This is a genomic window from Halomonas sp. B23F22_10 (genome assembly GCF_043496975.1).
Taxonomy (GTDB): domain Bacteria; phylum Pseudomonadota; class Gammaproteobacteria; order Pseudomonadales; family Halomonadaceae; genus Halomonas; species Halomonas smyrnensis.
The window spans coordinates 1-25,523 of the sequence record NZ_JBIEKF010000004.1 but is presented as its reverse complement, the minus strand read 5'-3'; the positions used below and the strand labels follow the sequence as shown (position 1 = coordinate 25,523).

Annotated in this window: 25 protein-coding genes, 1 tRNA gene and 1 rRNA gene; 15 read left to right on the top strand and 12 right to left on the bottom strand. The window is 70.4% G+C overall.

Going from position 1 to position 25,523, the window contains the following annotated elements:
• Positions 1–109 precede the first annotated feature (109 nt).
• Together ACGTNF_RS09910 and ACGTNF_RS09905 are read left to right on the top strand one after the other, a co-directional pair.
• Positions 110–793: an SOS response-associated peptidase gene (locus ACGTNF_RS09910; protein WP_394601569.1), complete on the top strand. Its 684-nt coding sequence runs from the start codon at positions 110–112 to the stop codon at positions 791–793.
• The gene (locus ACGTNF_RS09905) at positions 793–3,630 is read left to right on the top strand and encodes an insulinase family protein (RefSeq protein WP_394601568.1); all 2,838 of its coding nucleotides are present in this window, start codon (positions 793–795) and stop codon (positions 3,628–3,630) included. The genes ACGTNF_RS09910 and ACGTNF_RS09905 overlap by 1 nt, the downstream gene beginning before the upstream one ends.
• An 82-nt stretch (positions 3,631–3,712) precedes the next feature.
• Here ACGTNF_RS09905 and sbcB read toward each other — a convergent pair whose 3' ends face one another.
• The 4 genes from sbcB to minC all read right to left on the bottom strand — a co-directional run bounded on the left by sbcB (position 3,713) and on the right by minC (position 7,165).
• Positions 3,713–5,203: an exodeoxyribonuclease I gene (sbcB, locus tag ACGTNF_RS09900; protein WP_394601567.1), complete on the bottom strand. Its 1,491-nt coding sequence runs from the start codon at positions 5,201–5,203 to the stop codon at positions 3,713–3,715.
• Between the two features lie 75 nt (positions 5,204–5,278).
• Positions 5,279–5,530 carry a cell division topological specificity factor MinE gene (gene minE, locus ACGTNF_RS09895; RefSeq protein ID WP_016856346.1) on the bottom strand — a complete coding sequence of 84 codons (252 nt, stop codon included), beginning with the start codon at positions 5,528–5,530 and terminating at the stop codon, positions 5,279–5,281.
• Positions 5,527–6,345 (bottom strand): septum site-determining protein MinD, encoded by an 819-nt coding sequence (minD, locus tag ACGTNF_RS09890; RefSeq protein WP_394601566.1) that lies wholly within the window; start codon positions 6,343–6,345, stop codon positions 5,527–5,529. Before minD ends, minE begins: the two co-directional genes overlap by 4 nt.
• Positions 6,346–6,418: 73 nt before the next feature.
• Complete coding sequence (gene minC, locus ACGTNF_RS09885) at positions 6,419–7,165, bottom strand: septum site-determining protein MinC (RefSeq protein ID WP_394601565.1); 747 nt, start codon at positions 7,163–7,165, stop codon at positions 6,419–6,421.
• Between the two features lie 258 nt (positions 7,166–7,423).
• Here minC and ACGTNF_RS09880 point away from each other — a divergent pair, with 258 nt between their 5' ends.
• Complete coding sequence (locus ACGTNF_RS09880) at positions 7,424–10,207, top strand: DUF349 domain-containing protein (RefSeq protein WP_394601564.1); 2,784 nt, start codon at positions 7,424–7,426, stop codon at positions 10,205–10,207.
• 106 nt (positions 10,208–10,313) lie between these two features.
• Here the strand turns inward: ACGTNF_RS09880 and phbB are convergent, their stop codons facing one another.
• A complete protein-coding gene (gene phbB / locus ACGTNF_RS09875; RefSeq protein ID WP_394601563.1) occupies positions 10,314–11,060 on the bottom strand; it encodes an acetoacetyl-CoA reductase in 747 nt (248 codons plus the stop codon).
• Between the two features lie 209 nt (positions 11,061–11,269).
• Here phbB and ACGTNF_RS09870 point away from each other — a divergent pair.
• Together ACGTNF_RS09870 and ACGTNF_RS09865 are read left to right on the top strand one after the other, a co-directional pair.
• Positions 11,270–11,346, top strand: a tRNA-Met gene (locus tag ACGTNF_RS09870).
• A gap of 465 nt (positions 11,347–11,811) precedes the next feature.
• Entirely contained in the window at positions 11,812–12,759 is a 948-nt protein-coding gene (locus tag ACGTNF_RS09865; protein WP_394601562.1) for a tetratricopeptide repeat protein, read from the top strand.
• A 59-nt stretch (positions 12,760–12,818) separates the two neighbouring features.
• Here the strand turns inward: ACGTNF_RS09865 and ACGTNF_RS09860 are convergent, their stop codons facing one another.
• Entirely contained in the window at positions 12,819–13,994 is a 1,176-nt protein-coding gene (locus tag ACGTNF_RS09860) for a MalY/PatB family protein (RefSeq protein WP_394601561.1), read from the bottom strand.
• A gap of 42 nt (positions 13,995–14,036) precedes the next feature.
• Between ACGTNF_RS09860 and ACGTNF_RS09855 the strand changes: the two genes are divergently transcribed.
• Complete coding sequence (locus tag ACGTNF_RS09855; RefSeq protein ID WP_394601560.1) at positions 14,037–14,471, top strand: hypothetical protein; 435 nt, start codon at positions 14,037–14,039, stop codon at positions 14,469–14,471.
• A gap of 263 nt (positions 14,472–14,734) precedes the next feature.
• Here the strand turns inward: ACGTNF_RS09855 and ACGTNF_RS09850 are convergent, their stop codons facing one another.
• Positions 14,735–15,073, bottom strand: coding sequence for a hypothetical protein (locus ACGTNF_RS09850; RefSeq protein WP_016856338.1), 339 nt, complete (start codon positions 15,071–15,073; stop codon positions 14,735–14,737).
• Positions 15,074–15,118: 45 nt separating this feature from the next.
• On the opposite strand from ACGTNF_RS09850, the gene ACGTNF_RS09845 reads away from it, so the two are divergent.
• Positions 15,119–15,937 carry a hypothetical protein gene (locus tag ACGTNF_RS09845; protein WP_394601559.1) on the top strand — a complete coding sequence of 273 codons (819 nt, stop codon included), beginning with the start codon at positions 15,119–15,121 and terminating at the stop codon, positions 15,935–15,937.
• Between the two features lie 82 nt (positions 15,938–16,019).
• On the opposite strand, the gene ACGTNF_RS09840 is transcribed toward ACGTNF_RS09845, so the two are convergent.
• Complete coding sequence (locus tag ACGTNF_RS09840; protein ID WP_394601558.1) at positions 16,020–17,540, bottom strand: SulP family inorganic anion transporter; 1,521 nt, start codon at positions 17,538–17,540, stop codon at positions 16,020–16,022.
• A 220-nt stretch (positions 17,541–17,760) separates the two neighbouring features.
• On the opposite strand from ACGTNF_RS09840, the gene ACGTNF_RS09835 reads away from it, so the two are divergent.
• The 5 genes from ACGTNF_RS09835 (at position 17,761) to ACGTNF_RS09815 (ending at position 20,171) form a co-directional block, all read left to right on the top strand.
• Positions 17,761–18,171 carry an acyl-CoA thioesterase gene (locus ACGTNF_RS09835; RefSeq protein ID WP_016856335.1) on the top strand — a complete coding sequence of 137 codons (411 nt, stop codon included), beginning with the start codon at positions 17,761–17,763 and terminating at the stop codon, positions 18,169–18,171.
• Positions 18,168–18,638 (top strand): Cys-tRNA(Pro) deacylase, encoded by a 471-nt coding sequence (gene ybaK / locus ACGTNF_RS09830; RefSeq protein ID WP_394601557.1) that lies wholly within the window; start codon positions 18,168–18,170, stop codon positions 18,636–18,638. The genes ACGTNF_RS09835 and ybaK overlap by 4 nt, the downstream gene beginning before the upstream one ends.
• Before the next feature lie 61 nt (positions 18,639–18,699).
• On the top strand, positions 18,700–19,017 hold the full coding sequence (locus tag ACGTNF_RS09825) for a hypothetical protein (RefSeq protein ID WP_152479793.1): 318 nt from the start codon (positions 18,700–18,702) through the stop codon (positions 19,015–19,017).
• Positions 19,001–19,522: a DUF501 domain-containing protein gene (locus ACGTNF_RS09820; RefSeq protein ID WP_016856332.1), complete on the top strand. Its 522-nt coding sequence runs from the start codon at positions 19,001–19,003 to the stop codon at positions 19,520–19,522. Before ACGTNF_RS09825 ends, ACGTNF_RS09820 begins: the two co-directional genes overlap by 17 nt.
• A gap of 97 nt (positions 19,523–19,619) precedes the next feature.
• Positions 19,620–20,171 carry an LOG family protein gene (locus tag ACGTNF_RS09815; RefSeq protein ID WP_016856331.1) on the top strand — a complete coding sequence of 184 codons (552 nt, stop codon included), beginning with the start codon at positions 19,620–19,622 and terminating at the stop codon, positions 20,169–20,171.
• Between the two features lie 81 nt (positions 20,172–20,252).
• Here the strand turns inward: ACGTNF_RS09815 and ACGTNF_RS09810 are convergent, their stop codons facing one another.
• Positions 20,253–20,786 (bottom strand): hypothetical protein, encoded by a 534-nt coding sequence (locus tag ACGTNF_RS09810; protein ID WP_394601556.1) that lies wholly within the window; start codon positions 20,784–20,786, stop codon positions 20,253–20,255.
• A 40-nt stretch (positions 20,787–20,826) separates the two neighbouring features.
• Positions 20,827–21,342, bottom strand: a complete 516-nt coding sequence (locus ACGTNF_RS09805) for a tetratricopeptide repeat protein (protein ID WP_016856329.1) — start codon at positions 21,340–21,342, stop codon at positions 20,827–20,829.
• Positions 21,343–21,564: 222 nt separating this feature from the next.
• Here ACGTNF_RS09805 and ACGTNF_RS09800 point away from each other — a divergent pair, with 222 nt between their 5' ends.
• Both ACGTNF_RS09800 and yaaA read left to right on the top strand, forming a co-directional pair.
• Positions 21,565–22,596 carry an NADP(H)-dependent aldo-keto reductase gene (locus ACGTNF_RS09800; RefSeq protein WP_394601555.1) on the top strand — a complete coding sequence of 344 codons (1,032 nt, stop codon included), beginning with the start codon at positions 21,565–21,567 and terminating at the stop codon, positions 22,594–22,596.
• Positions 22,597–22,706: 110 nt separating this feature from the next.
• Positions 22,707–23,489, top strand: a complete 783-nt coding sequence (gene yaaA / locus ACGTNF_RS09795) for a peroxide stress protein YaaA (RefSeq protein WP_394601554.1) — start codon at positions 22,707–22,709, stop codon at positions 23,487–23,489.
• A gap of 6 nt (positions 23,490–23,495) precedes the next feature.
• On the opposite strand, the gene ACGTNF_RS09790 is transcribed toward yaaA, so the two are convergent.
• On the bottom strand, positions 23,496–24,068 hold the full coding sequence (locus ACGTNF_RS09790) for an isochorismatase family protein (protein ID WP_394601553.1): 573 nt from the start codon (positions 24,066–24,068) through the stop codon (positions 23,496–23,498).
• Between the two features lie 106 nt (positions 24,069–24,174).
• Between ACGTNF_RS09790 and ACGTNF_RS09785 the strand changes: the two genes are divergently transcribed.
• Positions 24,175–25,005 (top strand): Tim44 domain-containing protein, encoded by an 831-nt coding sequence (locus ACGTNF_RS09785; RefSeq protein WP_394601552.1) that lies wholly within the window; start codon positions 24,175–24,177, stop codon positions 25,003–25,005.
• 396 nt (positions 25,006–25,401) lie between these two features.
• Here the strand turns inward: ACGTNF_RS09785 and rrf are convergent.
• Positions 25,402–25,516, bottom strand: a 5S ribosomal RNA gene (gene rrf / locus ACGTNF_RS09780).
• Positions 25,517–25,523 lie beyond the last annotated feature (7 nt).

The following is a 25,523-nucleotide window of genomic DNA, read 5'->3' as shown; positions in this document are numbered from 1 at the left end:
CTGTTTCCGCTAGCATATCGCGCCTGAAGCGCAACGCAAGTCCGCGCCGAGACGCTTTCCTGGCCGACACGTCTTGGTTACCCTGACGCCCCCAGTCCGCGGAGGTTCCATGGCCGGTCGTCTCTACATTCCGCCGCTCGACCTCAAACGCCTGCTGCCCGACCTGGGCGTGGACGACGCGCCGATCACCGGCGTCAACCTGGCGCCGCGCCAGCCGCTGTCGATGATCCGCCTCGAGGCCGGCCGACCGCGCCTGGGCCGGGCCTTCTGGGGCCTCACCCCGCCCTGGCTGGAGGTGCTCGACCACGCGCCGCACTGCGCCCGGGCCGAGTCGATCGCCTCGCGCCCGATGTTCCGCGAGGCCTTCGCCGCCCGGCGCTGCCTGGTGCCGGCGGGCGGCATCTACGTCTGGAAACCCCAGCCCCGGGCCAAGCAGCCCTTCCTGGTGACCCGCGCCGATCGCGGCCCGCTGCTGCTGGCCGGGCTGTGGTGCCGTTTCCATACCGATCTCACCACCCATCACGACTCCCTGGCGCTGATCACGGTGCCGGCCAACGACCTGCTGTCGCCGCTCACCGATCGCCTGCCGGCGGTGATTCCGCCGGCCCGGGCCGAGCAATGGCTCGATCCGGCGACGCCAGCGGCGACGCTTCACGAGATGCTGACGCCGGCAGCCGGGGAACTGTTGGGCGCCTTTCCGGTATCAAGACGTGTGAACGATCCCGGCTGCCAGGAGGCCGCCTGCGCCCACCCGACCGGCCCCATGCTGCGCCGCCCTCCCAAGGAGAGATGATGATCCGATACTTCCGCCCTCGCCTGGCGCTGCCCCTCGCCCTGGCCTCGGCCCTGCTGCCGGCGCTCGCCGCCCTGCCGGCCGCCGCCGACGAGGCACCGGCGACGGTCGACACCCCGCTCACCAGCCCCTCGGACGATCGCGACTACCGGACGCTGACGCTGGACAACGGCCTCACCGTGCTGCTGGTCAGCGACCCCGAGGCGGACAAGGCCGCCGCCTCGCTGAACGTGGACGTGGGCAGCGCCCAGGACCCGGACGACCTGGCCGGCCTGGCCCACTACCTGGAACACATGCTGTTCCTCGGCACCGAGGCCTATCCCGAGGCCGACGCCTACCAGAGCTATCTGTCGCGCCACGGCGGCCAGCACAACGCCTACACCGCCTCCCAGGACACCAACTACTTCTTCTCGGTGGACCCCGAGGCCCTGGATGGCACCCTGGACCGCTTCAGCCACTTCTTCGTCGACCCGCTGTTCAACGCCGACCGGCTGGCCAGCGAGCGTCAGGTGGTGCACTCCGAGTACCAGGCCCGCAAGCGTAATGCCGGCCGCCGCCACGCCTCGGTGCTCGAGGCGCTGTTGAACCCGGAACACCCGACGACCCGCTTCTCGGTGGGCAGCAACGAGACCCTGGCCGAGCGGCCGGAGGGCGAGCCGCCGCTGCGCCAGCGCGTGATCGACTTCTACCAGCGTCACTACGGCGCCAACGTCATGCACCTGGCGGTGGTCGCGCCCCAGCCCCTCGACGAGATCGAGCGCCTGGTGCGCGAGGACTTCGCCGACGTCCCCGACCGCGGCCTGTCGCGCCCCGAGATCGCCACCCCGCTGGCGACGCCGGCGCAGACGCCCGCCGCCGCCGAGCTGCATTCGCTACGTGACGACCGCCGCCTGACCTTCTACTTCCCGACCCCCGATCCCGAGACGGCCTATCGCCTGAAGCCGGCCAGCTATCTGGCCAACCTGCTGGGCCACGAGGGGGAGGGCAGCCTGCTCGACGCCCTGCGCGAGGCCGGCTGGGCCGACGGCCTCTCCGCCGGCACCACCCGCGGCGACGGCGACGACGCGCTGTTCAGCGTCGACATCAGCCTGACGCCGGAGGGCGCGAAGCACCGCGACCGCGTCCAGGCCAGCCTGTTCGCCGCCATCGCCGCGATCCGCGACCACGGCGTCGAGGCCTGGCGCTACGACGAGCAGGCCCGCCTCGCCGAGCAGGACTTCCGCTTCCAGGAGCACGGCAGCGCCCTGAACACCGCCATGCGCCTGGCCACCGGCCTGTCCCGCTATCCGCTCGAGGACGTCATCTACGCCCCCTATCGCATGGATGGCTTCGACGCCGAGCGCATCAATGAATGGCTGGACGCGCTGCGCCCCGCCAACATGCTGCGCCTGTACAGCGGCCCCGAGGTCGAGGGCGACGAGCAGACGCCCTGGTTCGACGTCGGCTGGTCGCCGGCCGACCCCGGCGCCGGCGAGGCCGAGCCCCTGGCCGGCCTCGCGCTGCCCGAGCCCAACCCCTACGTGGCCGAGGACCTCACCCTGCTGGACGGCAAGGACGAGGCGCCGGTGCAGCACATCGACACGCCCGAGTTCGCCTTCTGGCAGATGCGCGACGACAGCTTCGACACGCCGCGGGTCGAGTGGCGCTTCAGCCTGCAGCACCCCGATGCCAGCCGCGACGCGCGGGACGCCGCCCTGTCGCGCCTGCTCGCCGGCTGGCTCGGCGACAGCCTCAACGAGGCGCTCTACCCCGCCCGCCTGGCCGGCCACGGCTTCGAGGCCTATGCCCACGCCCGCGGCATCACCCTGTCGTTCTCCGGCTGGCGGGACGGTCAGCAGGCGCTGATCGAGCGGGTGCTCGAGCAGCTGCAGCACGGCACCATCGAGGCCGCCGACGTCGCCCGGGTCCGCCACCAGCTGCGTCAGCGGTGGCGCAACGCGCCCCAGGACGATCTCTATCGCCAGGCCGGCCGCACCCTGACCGAGGCGCTGATCCGCCCGCAGTGGTCACCGGAGGCGCTGCTCGATGCCAGCGACGCGCTGGACGCCGAGGCGCTGCGCGCCTTCCGCGACGACTTCCTGGCCGACCTGCACCTGGAGGCCATGGCCGTGGGCAACCAGGAGGCCGAGGCCTCGACCCGTCAGGCCCGGGCGGTGGCCGAGGCGCTGTCGCCGCGACTGCCGACCTCGGCGATCCCCGAGCTGACGCCGCTGCGCGTCGGCGAGGGCCTGCCGGCGCTGACCCCGGACACCGCCCGCGACGAGTATCTGGTGATGCGCTATCTCCAGGGACCGGACCGCTCGCTGGAGAGCCAGGCCCGCCTGGCGGTGCTCGGCCGCCTGCTGGAGACGCCCTTCTATCAGCAGCTGCGCACCGAGCAGCAGCTCGGCTACGTGGTCAATGCCGGCTACCGGCCGCTGCTCGACGCCCCGGGCCTCGGCTTCCTGGTGCAGTCTCCCGGCACCGACAGCGCCACCATCCAGCAGCGCATCGACGCCTTCCTGAGCGGCTTCGGCGACCGCCTGGGCGAGCTCGACGACGCGGCCCTGGCGCCCTATCGCCAGGCGGTCCACGACGACCTGCTGACCCGCGACCCTAGCCTCTCGGCCCGCACCAACCGGCTGTGGCAGGCCCTGGCCGTCAGCAACGGCGACTTCGAGCGTCGCCGGCGCCTGGCCGAACGCGCCCTGACGGTGACGCCCGAGGCGCTGCGCGAGCTGTGGCCGAGCCTGGTCGACGGCGCCGCGGTGCAGATCACCCACGACCCGGGCGACGCCGCCAGCGACGTCATGGCGCTCAAGGCCGACCTCCCGCCGCTGCCCGACGGCGACGACTGAGGGGATTCCCTTGCCCGACACGACGACGCCCGGCCGCTTGGCCGGGCGTCGTCGTTCACGGGCAACGAAAGGGGGCGTCGGGTCAGCCGAAGGCCTGGGCCGGCATCATCGCCTCCACGTGCATCACCAGCTCCTCGAGGATCTGGCGCTCGCGGTCGCCGAGCGCGCCCTGGTTCAGGCGGTCGATCTCGCGGGCGAACTCCTTGAGCGTGAAGCCGGCCACGGCGGCGTCGTTCATGCGCTCCCAGCGGAAGGCCTCCCAGCGCGCCTGCTCCTCGCCGGTCAGGGTGTCCGGATAGCTGCGCGCGCGGTAGCGGAACAGCATCTCCTCCAGCCGCGGATCCTGGAAGGCGAAGCCGGCGCCCACCAGATCCCAGGGATCGGCGGCGCGCACCCGCTCCATCTGCTGGCGGTCCGAGGGCGAGAAGAAGCCGCCGGCGTAGAGCATCAGGTCGGGATCATGGGGCGGCTCGGGCGGCGGCGCGGCGAACACCTCGCCGACCCGGGCGATCACCTCGGGATGATCGGCCAGGGTCTTCCAGTGGCGGCGACAGGCGGCCATGTCCAGGCCGAGGCGCTCGACGATATCACCGTACTCGCCCTGGCGGGGGCCGGCGACGTCCTTGAGCGCGCTGGCGGGCAGCACCACCGGGCACTTGTTGATGTGGATGACCTTGAGCGGGATGCGCGACTCGCCCTCGGCCAGGTCGTCGTTGCTGACGAAGACCCGCTCGCGAATCTGCTCGGGCGTCAGCGTCAGCAGCGGCTCGGGGTCCACCGAGAGGTCGTAGACGATCACCCCGTTGGGATTGGTGGGATGCTCGGCCAGCGGCATCACCAGCGCGCTGCAGCCGCGGCTGGCCGGATAGCGCCGCGAGACGTGCAGCACCGGCTTGCGGCCCGGCACGTCGAGCTGGCGCGCCACCTGGCGCTTGCCGCGCTGGGCCAGCAGGTAATCGAAGAGCTTGGCGTTGCTGTCGCGAAGCCGCTTGGCCAGGGCGATGGTCGCCCGTACGTCGGCCAGGGCATCGTGGGCGCCGGCATGCTCGATGCCGTTGGCGGCGGTCAGGTGCTCGAGCCTGAAGCTCGGCGAACCGTCCTCGCGGGTCGGCCACTCGATGCCCTCGGGGCGCAGGGCGTGAAAGGCCCGCACCACGTCGATCAGGTCCCAGCGCGAGTTGCCGTTCTGCCACTCCCGGGCATAAGGGTCGAGCAGGTTGCGGTAGAACAGGTGCCGGCCGACCTCGTCGTCGAAGCGCACGTTGTTGTAGCCCACCACGCAGGTGCCGGGCTGGCTCATGGCGTCCATCACGCGGCCGGCGAACTCGGCCTCGGGCAGCCCGCGGCGGCGCGCCTGCTGGGGCGTGATGCCGGTGATCAGGCAGGCCTGGGGATGCGGCAGGTAGTCGTCGGCGGGCTTGCAGAACAGCTCGATGGGCTCGCCGATCTCGTTGAACTCGGCGTCGGTGCGAATCGCCGCGAACTGGGAGGGCCGATCGCGGCGCGGGTCGGCCCCGAAGGTCTCGTAGTCGTGCCAGAGGAAGGTCAGGGGGGCGGCTTGCGACTTCGCCATGGGCGAGCTCTCCGAGCGGGCATAGGAAAACGGCCCCCAAGCCTAGCACAGGGGGCACGACGACTCAGCCGCCGCTCAGCCTCTGGGCAGGGTGACGTTGAGCTCCAGCACCGAACAGTTGTCCTCGCTGTCGAGGGAGATGTTGACCGCCTCGTCGTCGACCTGGACGTAGCGGCGAATCACCTCCAGCAGCTCCTGCTCGAGCATCGGCATGTAGTCCGGCTGACCGCGCTGGCTGCGCTCGTGCGCGACGATGATCTGCAACCGCTCCTTGGCGACGGAGGCGGATTTCTTGCGCTCGCGCTTCAGGAATTCGAGTAGCTTCACCGGCGTTTTCCTCCGAACATGCGGCTGAGCAGCCCCTTCTTTTGATACTGGTGGAACCGCAGCGGCACGTCTTCTTCCATCAGGCGGGCCACGGTGTCGGAATAGGCCTGGCCCGCATCGCTCTGATCGTCATGGGTGACCGGCACGCCCTGGTTCGAGGCCCGCAGCACCGCCTCGGACTCGGGAATCAGGCCGACCAGCTTGATGGCCAGGATCTCCTGAATGTCCTCGAGATTGAGCATGTCGCCGCTGTCCACCCGGTTCGGGTTGTAGCGGGTGATCAGCAGGTGCTCCTTGATCGGCTCCTCGCCGCGCTCGGCGCGCCGGGTCTTGGAGGACAGCAGCCCGAGGATGCGGTCGGAGTCGCGCACCGAGGAGACCTCGGGGTTGGTGACCACGATCGCCTCGTCGGCGAAGTACATCGCCAGCTGGGCGCCGCGCTCGATGCCCGCCGGGGAATCGCAGACGATGTAGTCGAAGTCCTTGTTCAGCGTGTTGAGCACGGTCTCGACGCCTTCCAGCGTCAGGGCGTCCTTGTCGCGGGTCTGGGAGGCCGGCAGGATATGCAGGTTGTCGACCCGCTTGTCGCGGATCAGCGCCTGGTTGAGCCCGGCCTCGCCCTGGATGACGTTGACCAGGTCATAGACCACGCGTCGCTCGCAGCCCATGATCAGGTCGAGATTACGCAGCCCCACGTCGAAGTCGATGACCGCGGTCTTCTGGCCCCGCAGCGCCAGGCCCGTCGCGATGGCGGCCGCACTGGTTGTCTTGCCGACCCCGCCCTTGCCGGAGGTCACAACGATGATCTTGGCCAAGTGTCACATCCTGTCTGTCATGTAATGGAGAGGGCGACCCGCACCGGCGAGCCGCCGAATCGTCGCCCGCGCATCAGTCCAGCGGGGCGATGCCCAGCTGATCGTGGTCCAGGCGCACCTGAACCCCGGTGCCCAGCAGCCGGGGATCGATGTCCTCCAGCCGCTTGTAGTTGCCGGCCACCGAGAGCAGCTCGGCGCGCAGCTCGCGGCAGAAGATCGCCGCCCCGGCATCGCCGTGGATGCCGGCCAGGGCCCTGCCGCGCAGGGCGCCATAGACATGGACGCTGCCGCCGGCCAGCACCTCGGCGCCGGCATTGACCGCGCCCACGACGACCAGATCGCCCTCCGGCGCGGTGACCTGCTGCCCGGAGCGGACCGTGCCGCGATAGATGCGGCCCACCGCGCCGGCGGCCGGGGCCGGCTCATCCACCACGGGCGCCTCTTCCACCGGCTCGTCGGCGGTCGGCACGCTCTCCAGGGTGCGCGGCCGCCCGGCCTCCTGAGGCGGAAACCAACCGAGCCCCAGCGCCCAGGACGACTGCTTGACCGGGTCCGACCCGCCGCGCACCGCCACCGGCAGCAGCTTGTGGGCCCGGCACACGGCGCAGATGCGCTCGAGCGCCAGGTGCGGCTCGTCGAGCTGCTCGACGCTGAGCACCACCGGGGTGTGCTGGAAGAAAGCGGGCGACTGGCTGAGCTTGCCGGCGAGCTGTTCGCGAATGCGTTCGGGGTCGGCGCTGGTCAGTTCCATGACCGTCATCGGCAGCATGCCGCCCTTGAAGGTGAAAGCCATCCCATCCCTGTCCACTTTGAGGCTCATGGCCGAACTCCACGTCGGATGATGGTCGGGGACCTGCTCACAAGCTATGCGAGTCCCCCCGATCCCGCAACCGATCATATGTCACGCCCGGGCGACTTGTCAGTGTCTCGTAACGGCTACAGTCGGGCATCGCGCCCTTTTACTGCCGGCACGCCGCATGCTTAGATAAATCAATGATACCGCGCCATTGCGACGCGCCTCACGTTTCAGCGCGCCGGTCCGTCAACCCAGGCTCGCCGGCCTATCTCAGGACCCCCCATGTCAGGACTCCTTCGCCGCCTGTTCGCCCCCCGCTGGCAGCACCCCGACCCCGAGGTGCGCCGCCAGGCCATTGCCCGCCTCGACCCCGCACACGCCTCCCAGCTCGCCCACCTCGAGCGCCTCGCGACGGACGCCGATCCCGGCGTTCGTCGCGAGGCGCTGGCCCGGCTCGAGGACCCGCCGCGGCTGCTGGCCCTGCGCCAGCAACGGGGCGAGACCCCGGAACTGCGCGAGCGGCTGGCGGGGCTACTGAGCGGCCGCGCCGGTGAGCTGGACCTGCCCGCCCGCATCGCCCTGGTCGAGGCCCTGGACGACACCGCCCTGGCCGAGCGCATCGCCCTTGAAGGCGACAATCAGCAGCTGCGCCTGGCCGCCCTCGCCCGCCTCGACGACGAGGACATGCTGATCCGCCAGGCCTGCGACAACGGCATCGCCGCCGTGCGCCAGGCGGCCGCGGCCCGGGTCGAGAGCGAGGCCGGCCTGCAGCGCCTGATCCAGGGCGCCAGGCGCGACCGCCAGGTGATGCGTCAGGCCCGGGAGCGCCTGCAGCGGCGGCGTGCCGATGCGGCCTCGCTGGCCGAGGCTCGGGAACGCCGCGAAGCGCTGCTGGGCAAGCTGGAGACCCTCGGCCACGCCACCTGGGAGCCGATGTTCGGCGCTCGCTTCCGCCACCTGATGCGCGAATGGGCGAGCCTGTCCGATCTCCCCGACGCCGAGCAGGAACGCCGCTACCAGGAGGCCTGCCTGCGCTGCCGCAAGACCCTCAGCGACCACGAGGCCCACGAACAGGCCCAGGACGCCGCCGAACGCCGCCGCGAGGACGCCGACCAGGCCCGCGAGGCGCTGATCGACGCCCTGGAAGAAAGCCTCGACGGCCTGCATCACGGCGAACGCCTGGCCGATCAGGACATCGCCAGCCTGCGCGCCCAGAAGCAGCTGCTGGCGACCCGCTGGCAGGCGCTCTCCGAACAGCATCTCGCCGACGAGGCGCTGCGCCAGCGCTACGACGCGGCGCTGGCGGACTTCGCCCGCATCGTCGAGGCCCGGGAGCGCCTCGACGAGCGCGCCGAGGCCATCGAACACGCCCTGCGCGACGGCGACGATGAGCGGCTGGCCGAACTCGTCGAGGGCTGCGACTGGCCCGATGACCTGCCGCCCTCGCCGCTGCTGCAGCGCGCCGGCTGGCGCCTGGCCGACGAGGCCGGCGACGAGGCCGAGCCCGGCGACCTCGAGGCCCGCCTGACCCGCGTCGGCGATGACCTGGACCGCCTGGAGCGGCTGCTCGACAACGGCGCCTTCAAGGGCGCGAACCGGCTCCACCAGAGCCTGCGCCAGCAGGTCGACCACCTGCCCGAGGCCCGCCGCGGCGAGCCGGCCGCCCGGCTCAAACGCCTCGGCGCCCGGCTGGCCGAGCTGCGCGACTGGCGCGGCTTCGTCGCCGGGCCCAAGCGCACCCAGCTGTGCGAGGCCATCCAGGCCCTGGCCGAGGACGAGGAACTGGACGACGCCGAGCTCGACCGCCGCCACCGCCGGCTGGTCAAGGAATGGCGAGACCTGGGCGACGCCGCCGCCAACCGCGAACAGTCCACCGCCTTCCGGGCCGCCTCCGACCGCATCCACGAACGCCTGCGCGAGTGGCGAACCCATCAGGACCGCCAGCGGCAGGCCAACCTGACGGCCCGCCAGACCCTGTGCGACCAGCTCGAGCACCTGCTCGACCAGCCCGCCGCCGCGGCCGACCCGGACGCGCTGCGCGAGATCCGCGACCGCGCCCGCCAGCAGTGGCGGCGACTGTCGCCGGTGCCGCGCGCGGAATCCGAGGCCATCGGCCGCCGCTTCGGCCGCATCCGCCACGCCCTCCAGGCACTGATCGAGAAGCGCGCCGGCGAGATCGCCGAGGCCAAGCGCGGGCTGATCGAGGAGGCCCGGAGCCTGCGCGACGGCGACCAGCCACCGAAACGCCGCGCGGAGCAGGCCAAGGCTCTCCAGCGCCGCTGGCGCGAGCTGGGTCGCGCGCCCAAGGGCGAAGAACAGGCGCTGTGGCGGGACTTCCGCCACCTGTGCGACGAGATCTTCGCCCAGCGTGACGCCGACCGCAGCGACCAGGCCCAGCGCAACCGCGCCCGGCTCGACGCCATGCAGGCGCTGATCGATCGCCTGGATGCCTGGCAGCCGGTACGCAGCGACGACACGGTGCCGCTCGACGAGGCCCTCCAGGAAGCCGCGGCGCTGGAGCCGCTGCCCGCCGGGCGTCGCGGCGAGGGCATGCGCCGCCGCTGGTCCGGCATCGTGCGCGCCCGCCGCGATCGGCTGTCACGCCTGGCGCTGGCCGAGGTGGTCGAGCGCTGGCGCCGGGCCCGGCCGCTGCTGGAGGCTCATCTGGAAGCGGATGCGGCCGCGCAGGACGGCGACGAGGCCCGTGAGGTGCCGGCCCCGGACGAGCTGCCTGCCGCGCTGCGAAAGGCCCACGACACGCGCAACGCCGCCCGCCGCGCGCCCCCCCCCGCCGCCGAGGTCGAGGAGCGCCTGGCGCGGCTGCGCGTCCACCTGGCGCTGCTGGCCGGCGACACCAGCCACCGCCAGGACGACCCGCTGCGGCTGGCCATCCAGGTCGAGCGGCTCAACGAGACCCTCGGGCACACGCCCTCCCGGGTCGAGGAGCTGCGCGGCGTGCTGATCGAGCTGCTGGCCACCGGCCCGGTCTCGCCGACGCTGTGGGAACGCGAGGTCGGCGAACTCGATCACACGCTGGAGAGCCTGACGCGGCTGCCGCCGCCCTGAGCCTCGCGTCGGCGATTCTTTCGTCCGAAACGAGAACGCGAGGCCATTGGCCTCGCGTTCCTCTTCTGCCGGGCACGGCCTCGTCGGGCCGCCCTGGTGAGTCGGCTCAGCCCATGAACTGGCCGCCGTTGATGTCGACGTTGGCGCCGGTGATGAAGCCGGATTGCTGGTCGGCCAGGAACACCACCAGGCGGGCGATCTCCTCCGGCGTGCCGTAGCGCTTGACCGGAATGGTCTCGCGAATCGCCTCGCGCACCTTCTCGGGAATCTTCATGATCATGTCGGTGGCGATATAGCCCGGCGACACCGTATTGACGGTGATGCCCTTGGTGGCGGTTTCCTGGGCCAGCGACATGGTCAGGCCGTGCATGCCCGCCTTGGCCGCCGCATAGTTCACCTGGCCGAACTGCCCCTTGCGACCGTTGATCGAGGAAATGTTCACGATGCGCCCGTAGTTATGCTCGAGCATGTCCTCGATCACGCTGCGACAGGTGTTGAAGACGCTGTTGAGGTTGGTGTCGATGACATCGCTCCATTGCTCCGAGCTCATCTTCTTCAGGGTGCCGTCGCGGGTGATGCCGGCGCAGTTGACCAGCACGCCGATCGGCCCATGGGTCTCGCGGATCTCCTTGGCACCGGCCATGCAGGCATCGAAGTCGGCGAGATCCACACCGGACAGGGCGATATTCTCGTAGCCATCGGCCTTCTGCTGCTCGAGCCAGGCCTGGGCCTTCTCGGGATTGTGATACCCCGCGACGACCTGATAGCCGGCATCGGCCAACGCGCGGCAGATGGCGCTCCCGATTCCCCCGGTTCCTCCAGTGACCCAGGCGACGGTGGCGGATGTTGTCATTGATGCTCTCCCTGGTGGTGTAAAACCTGCGAGTCGGGTCGCGACGGCGATCCCGACTCCTCGAGACAGTCTCGTCTGTCCGGCTGTCATTTTCGTGACAGCCGACCTCGAGTATGGACCAGGAGACGCGGACAACACGACCCCCCCGCCGACGGCTCGAGGAAGGGTTGACGCAGGTCAGGTTCTCTGTATAATACGCCTCACGTTGATGCGGGGTGGAGCAGTCTGGTAGCTCGTCGGGCTCATAACCCGAAGGTCATCGGTTCAAATCCGGTCCCCGCTACCAAACATCAGAAAAAGGCCGATGTCTCAGGACATCGGCCTTTTTCGTTTTTGCGGATATTATCAGCCCGATCATCGGGCTCGGCTCTTTTTACAATCCCGGGAAGGTCATCGGCTCAACCCGATCCCCGCTACCCAACATCAGAGAAAAGCCAGAACCCACGGGTTCTGGCTTTTTTCGTTTGTGTTGGGTGCCGGCATACGCTCGTCGGTCTTGGCGCTTCACAACCCCGGGAAGGTCATCGGCTCACACCGATCCCAGCCGCCAAACTTCAGAAAAAAGGCCGATGCCTCAGGACATCGGCCTTTTCGTTTTTGCGGATGTTATCAGCCCGCCCCGTCGGGCTCGGCGCTTGATCACCTCAGGAAGACCAACGGTTCACACCCGGCCCAGCCGGCCGGCCTTGAATCTCCGCCCCCTCGCCCGCATAACATAGGGCAAACACACTTCGTTCAAGGCCAGATCACCATGCCGATCGTCGATCCCCGTACCGGTGAGCCGCTCACCTCCGACAGCCAGGCCGACGCCGCCTCCGGTGCCGCCCAGGGCGGAAGCCAGGCCGCGCAGCGCGATGACCTGATCATCGACGTCGACCGCAGCAACATCCAGCAGCTGCTCGAGACCTCCATGCAGGTGCCGGTGCTGCTCGACTGCTGGGCGCCCTGGTGCGAGCCGTGCAAGAACCTGATGCCGGTGCTGGAGAAGCTGACCCGCGAGTACAACGGCGCCTTCCTGCTGGCCAAGCTCAACATCGACGACAACCAGGACATCGCCGCCCAGCTGGGCGTGCGCTCGGTGCCGGACGTCAAGCTGATCAGCCAGGGCGGCCTGGTCGACCAGCTCCAGGGCGCGCTGCCCGAGAAGCAGATCCGCGAGTGGCTGGGCAAGTACTTCCCGGAGCCCGAGGGCGTGCAGGAGAGCCCCGAGGAGCAGGCCGCCGCCGCGCTGGAGGCCGGCGATGCCGAGACCGCCCGCGCGATCTACTCGGAGCTCGCCCAGCAGTGGCCCGATCATGGCCCCTACAAGGTGGAACTGGCCCGCACCCTGGTGGCCGCCGGCAATCCCGACGAGGCCCGCGCGCTGCTCGACGCCCTGCCGCCGGAGGAGCGCGACGCCGCGCCGGCCCGCGGCGTGCGCGCCAGCATCGAGTTCGGTGAGGAAGCCCCTTCCCGCGAGGCGCTGGCCGCCCTGGAAGGCCGCGACGACAGCGAGGCCCGGTACCAACGCGCCCTGCGTCAGGTGGCCGACGGCCAGTACGAGGCCGGCCTCGAGGCGCTGCTGACGCTGATGAAGCAGGACCGCGCCTACGGCGACGATGCCGCGCGCAAGACCCTGCTGCGGGTCTTCGATGCCCTGGGCAACGACCATCCGCTGACCGCCACCTACCGCCGCAAGCTGTTCGCCCTGCTCTACTGAGCCGCGACCGGGCCGATCGCCAGCCGCCGCCCCTCTCCGCGAAGGGCGGCGGCGTCGTGTCAGGCCCCCAGCACGCCGTCCAGCCGCGCCAGCGCCGTCTCCAGCTGCGTCGCGGTGGTGCCGAAGTTGAGCCGCGCGAAACCCGGCCGGCCGAAGGGCGCCCCGTCGGACAGGGCCACCCCGGCGCGGTCGAGCAGCGCCCGCTGGGGCGAGGCCACGTCCTTGAGCGCCGGCGCCTCGCGCAGGTCGAGCCAGGCCAGATAGGTCGCCTCGGGCGGCGTCATCGCCACCCCCGGCCAGCGGGCCACGCGCTCGACCAGCCGCGCCCGATGGCCGCGCAGGGTCTCGAGCAGCGCCTGGCGCCAGGGATCGCCGTGACGATAGGCGGCCTCGGCGGCCACCAGGCCGAGCACGTTGCCGTCCGGCTGCAGCCCCTTGGCCATCGCCGCGAAACGGCGCCGCAGGCCGGCATCGGGAATCACGGCGCAGGCGGCGGTCAGGCCGGCCAGGTTGAAGGTCTTCGACGGCGCCCACAGCGTCAGGATGCGCTCGGCGAGCTGCGGATAGGCAGCGGCCAGCGGCCGGTGCCGTGCGCCCTCGTCGAGCATCAGGTCGGCGTGCAGCTCGTCGGAGACCACGATCAGATCGTGGCGCTCGACCAGCTCGGCCAGGCCGTCCAGCTCGTCGTCGCGCCACACGCGGCCGGTGGGATTGTGCGGCTGGCACCACAGCAGCAGCCGGGTCTCGGCGGTGATCGCCGCTTCCAGGGCGTCGAGGTCCAGCCGCCAGTCGTCGCCCGGCACTTCGGGCGGGCGCATCGCGGCCTGCTGGGCCAGGCGGCCGGTGCGCTCGGCCACCTGCAGGAAGGGCGGATAGATCGGCGTCACCGTCAGCAGGCCGTCGCCCGGCTCGGTGAGCGCCAGGCTGGCCAGGTGCAGCGCCGGCACCACGCCCGGCAGCCACAGCTGCCAGTCGGGCTCGATGTCCCAGCCGTAGTGCGCGGCACTCCAGTCGCATAGCGCCTGGCGCAGGCCGTCCGACACCCGGCCGTAGCCGTAGACGCCGTGGTCGACCCGCGCGCGCAGCGCCTCGATCACCGCCGGCGGCGAGCGGAAATCCATGTCGGCGACCCACAGCGGCAGCACGTCCTCGCCGTACTGATGCCATTTCTGTGACGGCCAGTCGCCCTCGGGCGGGTGGCGTCGCTCCACGGGCGTGGCAAAATCGAACTCCATTGCGTTTCCTGCTCCCAGAGGCCATGAACAATGACTGAAACCATGCCGCAAGGCGGCTTCTATGCCAAGGTACGCCGCGGCCTGCCCGGCCTCATCGCCCGCTGGCAGGACATCGGCCGCGACTCGCCGGATCGCCTGGCGCTGATCCTGGCCGAGACCGCCCGGGTGGCCAAGCTGGGCCAGCCTGCGGCCACGCCAGACGCCGCCACCCTCACCGCCTGGGCCGACCCCGAGGCGCCCGACGAGGTGCCGCTGTGGGCCGGCCGCACCGCGCTGTTCCTGCTGGTGCAGATGCCGGCCCGGCCGCTGCCGGTCGACGATGACGAGGCCTGCGCCTGGGCCTACTGCTGGCTGCGCAACCGCGACCCGGACAGCTACGAGGCCGCCCGCGACGCCCTGCCCGAGCATCTGCGAGAACCGCTGGACGCCGCCCTCAAGGCGGCCTGGACGGACCGTCAGGGCCTGCGCCTGGTATGACGCCGCGCCGATGCCTTCGGGAGGCGGCCTGGACGGACCGTAAAGGCCTGCGCCTGGTATGACGCCGCGCGGATGCCCTCGGGAGGCGGCCTGGACGGACCGTAACGGCCTGCGCCTGGTATGACGCCGCGTCGATGCCCTCGGGAGGCGGCCTGGACGGACCGTAACGGCCTGCGCCTGGTATGACGCCGCGCCGATGCCCTCGGGAGGCGGCCTGGACGGACCGTCAGGGCCTCGGGCTGGCGTGACGCCCGCGCGCCCTCTCAGCGCCGGCGCGCGGCCTTCTTGGGCTTGAAGCCCGCGGGCTTGGTGGCCAGCCATTCGACGAAAGCACGGACCTCCGGATGCGCCAGCAGCGCCTCTCGGCTGCGATAATGCTCGGCCAGCTCGCGCTCGCCGAGCACCGCGTGGATGTGCTTGTGGCAGGCGTGACACAGCCACAGGATCGCCGTCAGCCGCTCGGCGCGATCGAAGCGACGCCGATAGCGCGCCTTGCCATGCAGGGCGCGGGGAATCAGATGATGCCTGGTCAGCGGCGCCGGCCGGCCGCACAGCTCGCAGCCCTCGGGCCGGGGCGGCGGCGACAGATCGTGTTCGGCCATGGCCCTCTCCACGACGATACATGCCTCTAGGATAAGGAAAATCACATGGACGTTCCGCTCACCTGGCAGCTGGCCAAGCTCGCGGTCTCGATCGGCGTGGTGCTCGGCCTGTCGATGATCGCCGAACGCGTCAGCACCCGCGTCGCCGGGCTGCTCTCCGGCTATCCGCTGGGCACCGCCATCGCGCTGTTCTTCATCGGCCTCGAGCTCTCTCCGACCTTCGCCGCCGAGAGCGCGGTGCACACCCTGGCCGGCTTCACCGCGACCCTGGCACTGGGCGGTGGTTACCTGCTCGGCGGCCGTCGCGATGGCCTAGCGGGCATCGCGCTGGGCACCCTGACCGGACTCGCCTGCTGGCTCGCCACCAGCCTGGTGCTGACCCGGATCGACTTCGATCGCGTCACCGGCACCCTGACGACGCTGGTCGCCATCGCCGTGTTCAGCTGGCTCTATCGCCGGGTGCCGGACATCAAGGCCAGCCCCAAGGGCGGCTTCTCCTGGCCCGCCCTGGCGCTGCGCGCCGGCCTCGCCGCGGGCATCATCTTCCTGATCACCGGCCTCGCCCACATGGTGCCCTCGGCCTGGGCCGGAGTGATGGCGGCCTTCCCGGTGACCATGTATCCGTTCCTGGTGATCCTGCACCTGACCCAGGGCGCCGCGCCCACGGCCACCGTGATCAAGCACTATCCGGCGGGGCTCGGCTCGCTGCTGTGGTACGCCCTGGTGGTCTCGCTGAACTACGATAGCCTCGGCCTGTGGCCGGGCACGCTGCTGGGCTTCGCCGCGGCCACGTTATGGCTGCTCGGCTGGACCCGGCTGCAGCGCTGGTGGCGCGAGCGCCGCACGGCCACGGCAGGCTCCTGACGACGGCTTGCTGACACTGCATCGAAACGCCACGCGGCCGGGAGGCGCTCATCGCCTCCCGGCCGCCTGTTTTTCCAACGATTCAAGCGGCCATGGCGCGGCGCCTCAGCCGACCCTCGACGCGATGTGACATCGTCACGTTGCCGACCATCTCCAGCTCCCCGCCCTGCTGGCGTGCGGCGCGCTGCCAGTCGTCCAGCAGCTCGGCGCAAGCGTGATCGATATAGTGCAGCCGGCCGATAGACACGCGCAGGCGGGTGTCCGGGCTGACCTCGCCCAGCAGCCGCGCCAGCTTGGGCACGCTCAGGAAGGTCGCGGTGCCGCGCAGGCGTAGCTCGACGCCGCCGGCCTCGTCGGTCTCCCAGCGGGCCCGCAGCCGGGAGGCGCTCCAGGCCAGCTTCACCAGCGTCAGGGCGAAGCCCACCAGCACGCCGGTCAGCAGGTCGGTGCCCACGATGCTCAGCGCCGTGGCGAGATAGATCAGCGGCGGGGTGCGGCCATAGCGGCCGAGATGGCGGATCGCCCGGACGTCCACCAGCTTGCCCCCGGTATACACCAGCACGCCGCCCAGACTGGCCACCGGAATGCTCTGCAGCACCCCGGGCAGCAGCATCACCAGCGCCAGCAGCCACAGGCCATGCAGGATCGCCGACAGGCGGGTGCGCGCCCCGGCCTGGACGTTGGCCGAGCTGCGCACGATCACCCCGGTCATGGGCAGGGCACCGAGCGCGCCGCACAGCATGTTGCCGACGCCCTGGGCCGACAGCTCGCGGTCGAACTTCGCGCGCGGCCCGGCGTGCATGCGATCGACCGCCGCCGCCGATAGCAGGGTCTCGGCGCTGGCGATGAAGGCCATGGCCAGGGCGGCGACCAGCAGGCTCGGGTCGGCCAGCAGGCCGAGGTCCTGCCAGCCGACCCCATCGATGGCCTGGCCGAGATCGTCGGGCAGCGTGACTCGATCGACCGGCAGCGCCCAGCCGATGCTGGCCAGGGTGACCAGCACCACGCCGATCAGCGCCCCCGGCAGGAAGCGCAGCGACGCCGGCCGGAAGCGCTCCCACAGCCACATGATGACGAGGGTGGCGACGCCGACCGCTCCGGCGATCAGCGCACCGCTGCCGTTCACCTGCCGCACGGCGTTCCAGGCGGCGCCGGGAAAGGCGATCAGGTTGGCCAGTCCCGAGGCCGCCGGTTCGGCGTCGAGCATCACGTGCAGCTGCGACAGCACGATCAGGATGCCGATCCCCGCCAGCATGCCGGATACCACCGCCGGGGCGACGATGCGGAACCAGCCGCCGAGCCGCAGCACCCCGGCCAGGCACTGCAGGGCCCCCGCCAGCAGCAGCACCGGGCCCAGCGCCGCCAGCCCGTGGCGGTTCACCAGCTCGAAGACCAGCACCGCGAGCCCGGCCGCCGGCCCGCTGACCTGCAGCGGTGCCCCGGCCAGCAGGCCGACCACCAGGCCGCCGACGATGCCGGTGATCAGGCCCTTGGCGGGCGGCACCCCGGAGGCGATGGCAATGCCCATGCACAGCGGCAGGGCGACGAGAAACACCACCACGGAGGCCATGGCATCGCGTGACAGGAAACGAAACAGGGTCATGAGCTTTCTCCACATCCCATGTGAATCAGAAAGACGACGGCGTCGGGCCGATCATGGCTCCGCCCGCGTCCCGCGGCATCGGAGCTGGCGTCCTGCCACGCTAGAAGAGCCCACCTTGCCGGGGGCTGACGACGCCGTTCACGCCGGGTTCATGTCGTCATTGACCAAGCGCTTGCTCGGCGGCGATGCTAGCGCTTCGGCCCGACCGACGAGGACCCCCATGTTCACGCGTACCATCGAACCCGCCTTCTACGACACCGATGCCCTGGGGCATATCAACAACACCCGCCTGCCGGCCTGGTTCGAGCTGGCCCGCAACGACCTGTTCAGGCTCTTCACGCCGGACCTCGATCCCGGCCGCTGGCGGCTGATCATGGCGCGCATGGAGATCGACTACCGGGCCGAACTGTTCTACGGCCGGGACATCGAGATCCGCACCTATCTCACCCGGCTCGGCACCAGCTCCTTCACCGTGACCCAGGAGGCCTGGCAGTCGGGCCGGCTGGCCAACCTGGGCCATACCGTGCTGGTCCACTACGATCATCAGGCCAAGGGCGCGGTGCCCATCGAGGGCGGGCTGCGCGAGGCGCTGGCCGCCCACCTGCAGGATACGGAGACCCAGGACGCATGACCCCCGCCATCAAGGCCCTGGAGAAGGCCGGCGTGGCCTTCGAGACGGCCAGCTACGAGCATGACCCGCGCCGTCCCGCCTACGGCGAGGAGGCCGCCGAGGCCCTGGGCCTGCCCGCCGAGACGGTGTTCAAGACCCTGCTCGCCCGCCTCGACGACGGCCGGCTGGCGATGGCCATCGTGCCGGTCCCCGGCCAGCTCGATCTCAAGGCCCTGGCCCGGGCGGCCGGCGCCCGCAAGGCACGGATGGCCGAGCCCGCCGAGGCCGAACGCGCCACCGGCTACGTGGTCGGCGGCATCAGCCCGCTGGGGCAGAAGAAACGCCTGCCGGCCTTCATCGACGACAGCGCCGAGACGCTGGCACGCTTCCACGTCAGCGGCGGGCGGCGCGGCCTGGAACTCGCCCTCGCCCCGGCCGATCTGGCGCGGCTGCTGTCGGCGACCTTCGCGCCCCTGGCCCGCGCCTGAGCCGAACGCCGCCGCCTGCGGTCCCAGTCATCATCGCCTCACCGATCCCAAGGGAGTCCCCATGGCCATCCGCTACGACCTCTGGCTCGATCCCGACGACGTCGCCCGCCATCGCGCCGTCGAGGCCGACCTGGAGAACTTCTTCCTCGAGCGCTTCGCCGACTACCCGCATATCCGCTTGTTCGGGGCAGACCCCTACGATTATGATGCGCCCTTCAACCGCCTCTACGATGTCCTGATGGCGCGCGGCGGCGAGTACTGCGAACGGCACTGGCACTACGTGCCCACCCCCGAGCAGCTCAACCGCACCTTCTTTCGCGCCGTGGGACGCTCGACCAAGTTCATACGAGACGACCCCGACGATGGTGATTCAACCTGACACCCAGCCCGACGAGCGCCAGCTCGCCGTCATCGCCGCGCAGCTCGGCCGCGCGCCCCGCGGCATCGAGGCCCTGGCCGCCACCGACGGCGAGGGCACGCCGCTGGTGCTGCGCATGGCGCCCATCGTCGACGAAACGCCCTTCCCGACGCTCTACTGGCTGAGCGACGAGCGGCTCAAGATCGAGCTGTCGCGCATCGAGGCCGCCGGCGTGATCAAGACCCTCGAGGCGCGGCTCAAGGAAGACCCCGAGTTCATGGCCGCCTATCACCGGAGCCACGAGGACTACGTGGCCGCCCGCTGGCGCCACATGAACGAGGCGCAGCGCGCCGAGGTCGAGCGTCGCGGCTACGGCGACGTGCTGCGCCAGCGCGGCATCGGCGGCATCGCCAACTGGGATCAGGTGCGCTGCCTGCACACCCAGTACGCCCATCATCTGTGCGGCCACAACGTCATCGGCCAGTGGGTGGACGCCGAATACGGCGTCATCGACCTGCTGCCCTGAGCGGCCGGCCGAGCGATGGAGACATCACACGAGGGCGCCTGAGGGCGCCCTTCTTGCGTCGGCGCGCCGCCGACGATCACGCATCGAGGAGGACACCATGTCGAGATTCTGCGTCTACCTGGGCTCGCGGGACGGCCACGACCCGCGCTTTCTCGCCGCCGCCCGGCACCTGGGCGAGGCGCTGGCCCGCCGCGGCCACTCGCTGGTCTACGGCGGCGCCCGCGTGGGCATGATGGGCGAGCTGGCCAACAGCGTGCTGGCGGCCGGCGGCGAGGTGGTCGGCGTGATGCCGGATCATCTGGTGGAGCGCGAGCAGGCGCACCTGGAGCTGACGCGGCTGATCCGCGTGCGCAACATGCACGAGCGCAAGGCCAGCATGGCCGCCCACTGCGATGCCTTCATCGCCCTGCCCGGCGGCATCGGCACCCTGGAGGAGCTGTTCGAGGCCTGGACCTGGCGCTACCTGGGGCTGCACGACAAGCCGATCGGCCTGCTCGACACCGCCGGCTTCTATTCGCCGCTGCTGACCTTCCTCGACAGCACCGTGGAGCACGGCTTCCTCAACGCCCACACCCGCCGGGACCTGCTCGCCGACGAGGCGCCCGAGGCGCTGCTCGACGCCCTGGAGGCACGCCTCGCCGCCTCCTGAGCCGGCCTTCATCCCCCACAACGCAGACCGCCCGGCACAAGGCCGGGCGGTCGAGAGCATCACGGGGGCATCACCGCCGTCTCAGTCGGCGATCTCCAGCGTGCGCTGGTAGGTGAGCTGCAGCAGCAGGGCGTCTTCCCCGGCGCGGTGGCGATGGATGCCGCGCTCCTCGATGATCGCCTCCTTGATGTCGCTCCAGCGCGCCATCTGCTCCTCGCTGAGCAGGCGGCGCAGGGCCTCGAGGCGGAAGGCCGGCAGCATGCCGGCGTGATGGAAGAGCAGCGACAGCCAGGTGTTGTCGTAGCCCCAGCTGTCGCTGTAGGCCACGCCGATCTCGGCCAGCTCGTCGTTGAGCCAGCACGCCACCTGACGCACGGGATGGCCCTCGCGCGCCAGGCGATTGCGCGAGATGCCATGCAGGAGTTCCGCCTTGGGATCCCAGTGCGTCCACTCGTCCAGGGGCTGGATCAGGAAGGCGCAGGTGCTGCCGTCCTCGCGAGCCAGGCCGACCTCGATGGGGTAGCTGCCGCGTCCGAATCCGGACGCTTCGATATCCAGCAGTGTCGGTAACGTCACGGGCTGCTGAGTCCTTGATGATGTAGGGCCGCCGGTCATTGACGGCCGAAGTCACTGCCCCGCAGGAGGCGCCATCATCCTAGTGTCGCGTCCCGGCTTCGTCGCTGTCCAGTGACGCCACCGGCGCGGCGTTGCGTTCGGCCAGCGCCGTCCAGTGCGCGGTGCGCTCGGGATCCTCCGGCAGCTCCAGCTCGCCGTCGCGGTAGGCGCGCGCCAGGCGCTCCGCCGCCAGGCGATGCCCGGCCTCGCCGGCCCGTGCGTACCAGGTCACGGCGCGATCGGCGCGGTGCGGGTACTGGGCGCAGCCGTGCTCGTAGATCTGCCCGGCCTGATACTGGGCGTGCAGATCCCCGCCCTGGGCGGCCTCGAGCACGTAACGGGCACCACGGGCCTTGTCCTGCGGCGTGACGGCACGGCGGAACAGCATATGGCCGTACAGCGACAGGGCGGCCGGATGACCGGCATCCGCGCAGCGCTGAAAGAGGTGCATGGTCAGGCGCTGCGTGCGCGGCGAGCGAGGCAGCCAGCTGGTGTGGAACAGCTGGCGCGCCAGATGGTACTCGAGCCGAGTGAACAGTGACGATGCCTGCGGCATGACAAACAACCTTGCGTCCGGAGGTCGGTTGATGACGTCGAGCACACCCCTGTGTCCGGCGTCCTGTGCGGAAAACAATCGGCCGCCTTGCGGGCTCCTCCCAGGCAGCGGATGCGCAGCATACGCCCGCCCCGGCGGTGACTCAACCCCTCGGCGTTTACGATATCGCTCCCCCGGCGCTACCATGCCAACGCACTGCCAACTCTTGATGAGGAGAAACGGATGCAGACCCGCCCCCTGGGCCGTACCGGCCTTGATGTCAGCCGCCTGTGCCTCGGCACCATGACCTTCGGCGAACAGAACACCGAGGCCGAGGCCCACGAGCAGCTCGACCGCGCCGTGGCCTTCGGCGTCAACTTCATCGACACCGCCGAGATGTACCCGGTGCCGCCCAAGGCCGAGACCCAGGGACTGACCGAAGCCTACGTCGGCAGCTGGCTCAAGGCGCGCGGCGCCCGTGACGACGTCATCATCGCCACCAAGGCCGCCGGCCCGGGCCTCGACCATATCCGCGGCGGCTCGCGACTGACCCGCGAGCAGATCCACCAGGCCATCGATACCAGCCTGGCCCGGCTGCAGACCGACTACGTCGACCTCTACCAGCTGCACTGGCCCGACCGCCGCGCCAACTTCTTCGGCCGCCTCGGCTACGAGCACGACGCCGAAGAGGACGCCGTCGCCCTCGAGGAGAGCCTGTCGGCGCTGCAGGAGCTGGTGCAGGCCGGCAAGATCCGCGCCGTGGGCCTCTCCAACGAGACGCCCTGGGGCGTGATGCACGCGCTGCGGCTGGCCGAGCGCCAGGGTCTGCCTCGCGTGGCCTCGGTACAGAACCCCTACAGTCTGCTCAACCGCAGCTTCGAGGTCGGCCTGGCCGAGATCGCCCATCGCGAGGACGTGGGCCTGCTGGCCTACTCGCCGCTGGCCTTCGGCAAGCTGTCCGGCAAGTACCTCGACGGCGCCTGGCCGGAGGGGGCACGCCTGACGCTGTACGAGCGCTTCCAGCGCTACAACACGCCCCAGGCCGACGAGGCGACGCGGGCCTACGTCGAGATCGCCCGCGAACACGGCCTCGATCCGGCCCAGATGGCGCTGGCCTACGTCAATTCGCGCTCCTTCCTGACCAGCAACATCATCGGTGCCACCAGCATGGCGCAGCTGGAGAGCAACCTGGCGAGCGAGTCGCTGCGCCTCGACGACGAGGTCCTCGCGGCCATCGAAGCCGTGCACCAGCGCATTCCCAACCCCAGCCCCTGAGCCTCGCCTCCCGCCTCCGGCCCCGCGCCGGGGCTATGAGCCCGATAGCCCCGGCGCCCGGACGTGCCTGATATACTCGGACCGAATCTATCCAGGCACAGGAGCGCCCCATGCTGAGCGTGATCTCGCCCGCCAAGACGCTGGACTTCGAGACCCCGGCGACCACGGCCCAGGCCACCCAGCCCGACTTCCTCGACCGCAGCCGCGAGCTGATCGGCATCCTGCGCGACCTCTCGCCGCAGCAGATCAGCGAGCTGATGGGCGTCAGCGACAAGATCGCCGGCCTCAACGCGGCCCGCTTCGCCGAGTGGCAGACGCCCTTCACGCCGGACAACGCCAAGCCCGCCGCCCAGGCCTTCCAGGGCGACGTCTACGTGGGGCTGGAGGCCGCCTCCTTCGACGAGGGCGACAACGCCTTCGCCCAGGATCATCTGCGCATCCTCTCCGGCCTCTACGGCCTGCTGCGGCCGCTGGACCTGATCCAGCCCTACCGGCTGGAGATGGGCACCAAGCTGGCCAACCCGGCCGGCAAGGATCTCTACGCCTACTGGAAGCCGACCCTGACCACGGCCCTCGAGCGAGCCATCGCCGAGAGCGGCAGCAAGGTGCTGGTCAACCTGGCGTCCAACGAGTACTTCAAGGCCGTCGATGCCAGGAGGCTCGACGCACGGGTGATCACCCCGGTGTTCAAGGACGAGAAGAACGGCCAGTACAAGATCATCAGCTTCTACGCCAAGAAGGCCCGCGGCCTGATGGCGGCCTGGATGATCCGGCAGCGCCTCGACGATCCGGAAGGCCTCAAGGACTTCGACGTGGCCGGCTATCGCTACAGCGCCGCCGAGTCCGAGGGCAACACCCTGGTGTTCTGCCGCGCCGAGCAGGACCGCCCCTGACGCGCTTCAATCGAAGAAGCGCAGCGGCCGCGGTGAACGCGGCTTGAGGAAGCGGCGGTGCACGTCCCTGAAGCGGGCATCGTCGCAGCGCTCCAGCCACTCATAGGCCGCCATGTCGGCGCTCACCGTCCAGGCGCCGGCCCGCTCGATCCGCCGCCGGGCCAGGGACGCCTCCTCGCGCCGCCGACTGACCGTGGCCTCCGCCAGCCAGAAGACCTCGTATCCCGCCGCGCGAAGCCCGAGCCCCGTCTGCAGCACGCAGACGTGGGCCTCGGCCCCGCACAGCACCACCTGGTCCCGCCCGCTCCGGGCCAGCGCCGCGGCGAAGGCCGGTTCCCCATGGGCATCGAAGCGGGTCTTCTCCCAGCATCGGGCGCCCTCGAACGCCAGACGCGGATCGCTGCCACCCAGCCCCGCCGGATACTGCTCGGTCAGCCACACCGGCACATCCAGCGCCTCGGCCACGCCACCCAGCCAGCTCGCCTCGCGGACGGCCTGCTCGCCACCGTCCAGCACCGGCAGCAGGCCGGCCTGCAGATCGACGATCAACAGCAGGCTCTTCTCTCGAACAAGACGCATCGACGCTCCCCTAAGGTAGACGGTGTCGGTGACCCGCTGAGTCGATAGAATGATGCCTTCACTTCTTCCCGGCGGGCTCTCCCGCCACATTCATTGGAGACACACGATGCGTCAACTCTTCGTCATGCTGGTCGTCGGCCTGCTGGGCTTCGGCCTCGCCGTCGATCATGCCGACGCTCGCCGCCTGGGCGGCGGCAAGAGCTTCGGTAGCTATTCCCGCTCGGCGGACTCGCCCAGCGCGACCAGCTCGCGCACCAACAGCACCGCCGGCGCGGCCTCGACCCAGCGCAAGCCGTCCAACGGCCTGTCGCGCTTCGCCGGGCCCTTCGCCGGCCTGCTGGCCGGCGGCCTGCTGGCCTCGCTGTTCTTCGGCGGCGCCTTCGACGACCTGCGCTTCTTCGACATCCTGCTGATCGGCGGCGCGCTCTTCCTGCTGTTCAGGCTGTTCGCCCGCAAGCGGCGCCCGGCAACGGCCGGCGGCCCCGGCATGGAGACGCGCGAGTCCCACGAGCAGGCCCAGGCTCGGCCCCAGGCCTTCACCGGCTCACTCGGCGGCGGTCTCGCCAAGGAGCCCGAGTGGTTCGACCGCGAGCGCTTCCTGGGCGGCGCCAAGGAACACTTCATGACCCTGCAGCGCGCCTGGGACAACAACGACTTCTCCCAGATTCAGGACTACGTCACGCCCGAGCTCTACAACCTGCTGCGCAGCGAGCGCGACCAGCAGCCGGCCAACAACCGCACCGAGATCGTGCGCCTGTTCGCCGAGCTCGGCAGCATCCAGGAAGTGGGCACCCAGGCCGAGGCCACCGTGCTCTTCCACGGCATCCTCGACGAGAACGGCGAACAGAACGCCTTCAACGAGACCTGGCACCTGGTGCGCGAGCTGCGTGACGGCGCGCCCTGGCATGTACAGGGGATCGAGCAGAACCCCGCCTGATACGCGTCTCCCGCAGACCACGACAGGCATCAGAAAGGCCGGGCATCTTGCCCGGCCTTTGGCCATCCAGAGCCCGCTCCACCGGTGCAGCCCGACGCTTTCGCCAGCCTCTCGCGCCTCCATCGCAGCATGCTCTTCCTGGTTCGTCATTCCCCAAGGGCAATCCTCGATCCCCTCCCTGCGACTCGGTACCGACTGGCCATAGCGTCTGCCACTGCCACAGAACGGTATCCAGGGCGTGATCTCCCGCTGGCCAGAGACACGAACGCCCCGCCCTCTCGAAGAGGACGGGGCGTTTTTTGGTGTTCGATCCTGGCTCGCTATCGGGCCCTGCGCGATTGGCCAGACATGAAAAAACCCCGAGCCTTTTGGGCTCGGGGTTTCTTCGATGTAAGTGCCTGACGATGACCTACTCTCGCATGGGAACTCCCACACTACCATCGGCGCTGAGCGGTTTCACTGCTGAGTTCGGCAAGGGATCAGGTGGTTCCCGCACGCTATGGTCGTCAGGCGAAAAA